The 4,960-nt window shown below is 68.3% G+C and carries 4 protein-coding genes and 1 pseudogene; 1 reads left to right on the forward strand and 4 read right to left on the reverse strand.

The window, feature by feature from the left end:
- From ACFU99_RS32765 to eccB, 4 genes are all read right to left on the reverse strand, one after another.
- Window positions 1–524 (reverse strand): PQQ-binding-like beta-propeller repeat protein (locus ACFU99_RS32765; protein ID WP_384398961.1); only part of this gene is annotated, 524 nt, incomplete at its 3' end.
- Window positions 475–1,509, reverse strand: coding sequence for a PQQ-binding-like beta-propeller repeat protein (locus ACFU99_RS32770; protein ID WP_384398963.1), 1,035 nt, complete (start codon window positions 1,507–1,509; stop codon window positions 475–477). The genes ACFU99_RS32765 and ACFU99_RS32770, both read right to left, overlap by 50 nt.
- A gap of 43 nt (window positions 1,510–1,552) precedes the next feature.
- A complete protein-coding gene (mycP, locus tag ACFU99_RS32775) occupies window positions 1,553–2,860 on the reverse strand; it encodes a type VII secretion-associated serine protease mycosin (protein WP_384398965.1) in 1,308 nt (435 codons plus the stop codon).
- A gap of 9 nt (window positions 2,861–2,869) precedes the next feature.
- Window positions 2,870–4,486: a type VII secretion protein EccB gene (gene eccB, locus ACFU99_RS32780; protein ID WP_384398967.1), complete on the reverse strand. Its 1,617-nt coding sequence runs from the start codon at window positions 4,484–4,486 to the stop codon at window positions 2,870–2,872.
- Between the two features lie 182 nt (window positions 4,487–4,668).
- Between eccB and ACFU99_RS32785 the strand changes: the two are divergent.
- Window positions 4,669–4,960, forward strand: a pseudogene (locus ACFU99_RS32785) (type VII secretion protein EccE); the annotation flags it as partial.

A 4,960-nucleotide genomic window follows, 5' to 3' on the forward strand; every position in this document is an offset into this window, starting at 1 on the left:
CCGTCGCCGGCGACCAGGTAGAGATGATCGTCGCGAAAGTACGCGAACCCGTTGTGGGAAATTTTCTTCTCAGCTTCGGCAGATTGGGTCGGAAGCTTCGAATAAAGCTTGGATGCACCGGTTGCCGGGTCAAGAGAAAGTACTTTCCCGCTTTCGTCCTGGGTAGCCTCCTGGTACACGAGCAAGCGCCCGTCACGCAGAGCCAAAGGCCTGTTCTCCCGTTGGCCCGGAATCCGTACCGACCAGCGCTTCTCCCCTGTCTCCGCGTTGAAAGCGGCGATGGTATCGGCGCGTACGCCGTCGTCGTTTCCCGTCGCCAGAAAAATGCTGCCACCTGCGACGAGCGCCCGACGGCAAGAGTCCAGTTTCATGTGGTTGCAGCCCAGAGCGTAAGGACCGGACGTAAGGGAAATCATCTTCTTGAGATGCCCATGGTCATCGAGGATCACGATGTCCGAGACATCGCTCTCGCCTTCACGACCAATAGTCACCACGGCCGGATCGACAGACAAGATGTTGTGCACCTTGACACCGTCGAGCACCTTCCAGGTCCACCTCTCGATCCACCACGGCCGGATCGACAGACAAGATGTTGTGCACCTTGACACCGTCGAGCACCTTCCAGGTCCACCTCTCGATGCCTGTCCTCGGATCCACTCGCATGAGGAACTGACGCCCGGCCAGGTCGCATTGGACCAAGGACAAGCTCCCACTCCCGGCTGCGACGTCGCCCCGCGGCACGCAGCCGTTGTCCCGGCGCTTGACCGGCTTTCCCTTGTCGGCCGTGAAAGCAACCGTGCGGGTGTTTCCCGACATGGTGACGACTCCATGGGAAACCGAGATGTTCGCATTCTGATAGAGCTGATCGTTGCCATGGGAGTCGGCGAGGTTCTTGTGCCAGAGGCTGCGTCCCTGCGCCAAGTCCACAGCCATCAACTGATCACAGTGGTACTTCTGCTTTCCGTAGACGATCGCTGCGATTCCGCCGTCGGGCCTGGGAGAGGAGCCGCACGCAAATCCAGGGACCGGCACCGACCAACTCGGCTTGCCATCGCCTTCACGGTAGGCCGTGACCGCTCGCGCCGTGCTCTGGATGACATTGCCCTTCGCGAACCAGGTGGTGGCGGTCGCATCCATGCTGCCCTTGTCCGCGTCCGGCACGGGGGTCAGCCATCCAAGCCGGGCGTCGACACGATGCCGCGTCGGCCGCGGTTCGGCCTCGGGGTCCCCGCCCCACAGCAGCCACCCGCCCGTACCGAGTCCCCCGGCGATCAGCAACGCGAGCACGAGGGTGAGGATCGTGCGGCGTCTCCTGCGACGAGCTTGATCCGGCACGGTTTTCAAGGCCGAGGCGGTGAATGGGGAGAGAGGGGGCGGTCCGAAGCCAGGTGGAGCGGTGGGGCGCTGGTCGAAGGGCGGCTCCGGTGGGAGCGCTGCGGACTGGTCCAGTCGGGTGTCCCAGACCTGGGGCGGGCGGTGCGGACCGTCTGACTGCGGCGGCTGCGTCATGGGGAATCGGCTTCCTCTGCAGGTGGCGTGGCGAGCCCCGGACTCAAGCCCCGCGGCGGCGTTTGCGGTCGCGGGTGATGATGGCGGCGCCGGTGATGACGGCGACGATGACGGCGGTGCCGCCGAGGGCGTAGGTGGCCAGGCGTTCCTCGCGCTGTTGCGGGGTTTCGCCGACGGCGAGGGCGGCGGGTTGGGGGGCCTCGACGTTGTGGGCGGGGCCCTGGTTGAGGGTGACGTGGTCGATGGGGTGCGGGTCCTCGTTGAGGGCGCGTACGGGGTCGACCACGCCCCAGCCGATGTAGCGGTCGTGGGCGTTGACGGCGCGTTCGGCGGTCTGCTCGATCTGGGCGACGACCTGGCGGGGCGTCCAGTTGTAGTGCTTGGCGCGGATGAGGGCGGCGACCCCGGCCACGTACGGGGCGGAGAAGCTGGTGCCGTTGTCGACGCACTGGCCGCCCTTGGGGACGGTGGAGACCATTTCGACGCCGGGGGCGGCCACGCCGACGAAGTCGCCGGACTGGGAGAAGGCGGCGCGTTCGTTGTTGCGGTCGGAGGCGCCGACGGCGAGTACGCCCTCGTACGCGGCCGGGTAGGTCTGCTTCACCTTGCCGTCGATGCCGTCGTTGCCGGCCGAGGCCACGATGATGACGTTCGCGGAGATGGCTTTCTCCACGGCTTGTTCCAGGGCGCTGTCGGCCTTCAGGGGGGTCGCCGTGTCCTGGGAGATGTTGATGACGTCGGCGCCCGCGGCCACGGCCTTCTCGATGCCGGTGGCCATGGTGGTGGTGTTGCCGGTGCCTTTTTCGTCGTTCTGCCGGATCGGGATGATCGTCGCCTGGGGGGCGATGCCGACGAAGCCGGTGCCCTCGGCCTTGCGGGCCGCGATGATGCCGGCGACCTTGGTGCCGTGGCCGACGACGTCGGTCGTGGCGCCGCCGGGCGGGGCCTCCTTGTTCTTGTCCTTCGGCTTGGGGAGCAGGTCGGCACCGCTCTTGGCGTCGACCGCGTCCTTCAGCTGCGGGTTCTTGATGTCCACGCCGGTGTCGATGACGGCGACGCGTACGGGCTTGCCCTTGTCCTTGCCCGCGAGGAACGTGCCCGTGGTGTCCTTCCAGAGCTGGTCCAGGAGGACGCGCTGGAGCGACCAGGGCGTGCCCTTGATCTGCTTGGCGGGGTAGGTGCACTGGCCGCTGCCGTCGAGCCGGGAGACGGGCGGGAGCGGGGACGCGTGCGCGTGCGCGTGAACACCGACCGGCTCGGCGGCGGCGGCGGTTCCGGCCGCCGTCAGCACGGTCAGCGTCGCCGCTGTCGCGAGGAGGGCGGCGGGCGTCGTCATGTTGGCTGTCCTCATGCCCATCCCCTACGAGCCCTGCGGCTGCTTGGCGCTGTTGGTGTCCAGCCGCGGACCGGTCGGCAGGAACTCCGACCAGTTGGCGGGTACGGGGATGGGGTTGACGTTCTGGTAGCCGAGCCGGGTCTGGGCCTGGTTGGCCGCCGGCTGCTCGGGGGCCGCGGACTCGCCGCCCTCCTCGGCCTCCCCTGAACCTGAATCCGCCGCTTGACCGTCCTTCTTGGCGTCGTCGTCGTTGCCGATCTTCGACTTGCCGGAGCCGCTGTCGTTGTTGGACTGGACGGCGTAGCGCAGGCCGGTGTCGGTGACGAGGAAGACCGAGCCGCTCTTGGTCTGACGCCCCGTCACCTGGCGGTAGAGGACGCCGGCGCCCGGAGTGACGTACGCGCTGGTGGCGCCGTCGGGGAGGGCGGCCGGGTAGTCGGTGCCGGCCCAGGCGGCGAGCTGCGGGGTGCCGTTGGCGTCGACGCCGTCGAAGATGCTGCACACGGTGTTCTTGGCGCCGCTGCCCGCGGCCGTGTCGACGGAGTTCGCCTTGTCGGGGATCGCGGCGGGCCAGTGGTACTGGCCGTAGTACTCGTCGGTGTCCGGCGTGAAGTCCGCGGCGCCCACCCGCTCCGCCGTGCCCGCCTGCCCCAGCTTGCTGAGGTCGCGGCTGCTCAGCAGCAGGTTGGCGACGAAGTCGGAGACGCGCTGGACCTTGCCCTGGAGCACGACGTACTTCTGGGTGCCGGTGCCCGTGGGCGCCTCCAGGACCATGCCCACGTGGTTGGCCTTGGCGTCGAGGGTGGGCACGCCGGCGGGGGCGTTGATCTGGCCGGGGACCTTGGGGAATTCGATGGGCGCGCCGTCGTGGAAGGTGGCCAGCCAGTCCTTGGTGACGGGCTGCGGCTTGGTGCCGTCCCGGAAGATCGAGCGGAGCAGCAGGTTGTAGTCGGCGGGCTGCATGGCCTTCCAGCCGGGACCGCCGAGGAGGTACTTGGTGCCGCTCGGGTCGACCAGGTAGCGGGCGTGGTCCTGCCCCTCCACGTACAGCGCCTGACTGCCGTGCAGGCGGCGGGAGTTGAGCTGCTTCGCCTTGGGGTCGCGGTCCGCGAAGAGGAAGACGGCCTTCTGGGTGGTCTTCCCGTTGCCGCCGGGCTGTTCACAGACCGCCCACTGCTTCTTCTTGCCCGCCTCGTCGGCGCTGGGCATGCGGTCCGGCGCGTACGGGATGCCGAGCGTGGGGCCGCGGGAGATCTTTCCGCTGTCGAGCTCGGACTCCTTCACCTTGATCACACTGGATTTGTCGGGGGTGAGGAGGAGCTTGGCGGAGGCGAGGTTGAGGACGGGGTGGAGCTGCTTCTTCTTGTCCGTCTTCAGTACGACATAGCGGGTCGTCGAGTCGCTGCCGACGATCACATGCGCCGCGACGTCGTCCCAGCCCTTGGGGGCCGTGGGTTTGAACATGCCCCAGGCGCCGAAACCGGCGAGGATCAGCGCTCCCACGACAACGCTCGGCAGGACCGTGCGCAGCGGGCGCGGCGCTCCTTCCTCGGTGCCGGTGGGCGAGGGTTGCAGAAATGCGGCGACTGTCCGCTTCTTCGCAAAGGTGTAGGCATTGAGCTCGTCCCGCCGTGATGCCATGTCTAGCCGTTTCTCCCCGTTGTTCGGCCTCGGTTGACGGGTGCCGCCCTCGGTCCCCCTGTCATACGGACCCTCTACTATGCCCGTAGACGAATGACGCATGGTGCCGGGGGACCGTCTCGATACGGACAGCGACCGCTCCAGGCTGGTGCGTTTCGGACATTGAGGGGGCATTGGCGGGGATGACTGCCGGGACGCGCGTACGGACTTCGCGGAATACGGGGAGCGCGGGAGGCTCTCCTGGGCGGCGGCGGCCGGGCCGCCGCAGCTCGTCGCGGACGACCGCTCCGGCCGCTTCCGCGCCGGGCGCCTCGACGGGCGCGGTGGTCCCGCGGGCCTCCTCGCGGCCCGGCAGCATGGGGCCGCTGCGGCTCCAGCAGCTCGTGCTGATCGAGGTGGCGGCCGCGGTCGTCCTCGTGGGCTGGGCCATCGACAAGATGGCGCTGATCCCGGCCTCGGTGGTGGCCGTGGTGC

It is taken from the genome of Streptomyces sp. NPDC057654, from assembly GCF_042800135.1.
GTDB lineage: Bacteria > Actinomycetota > Actinomycetes > Streptomycetales > Streptomycetaceae > Streptomyces.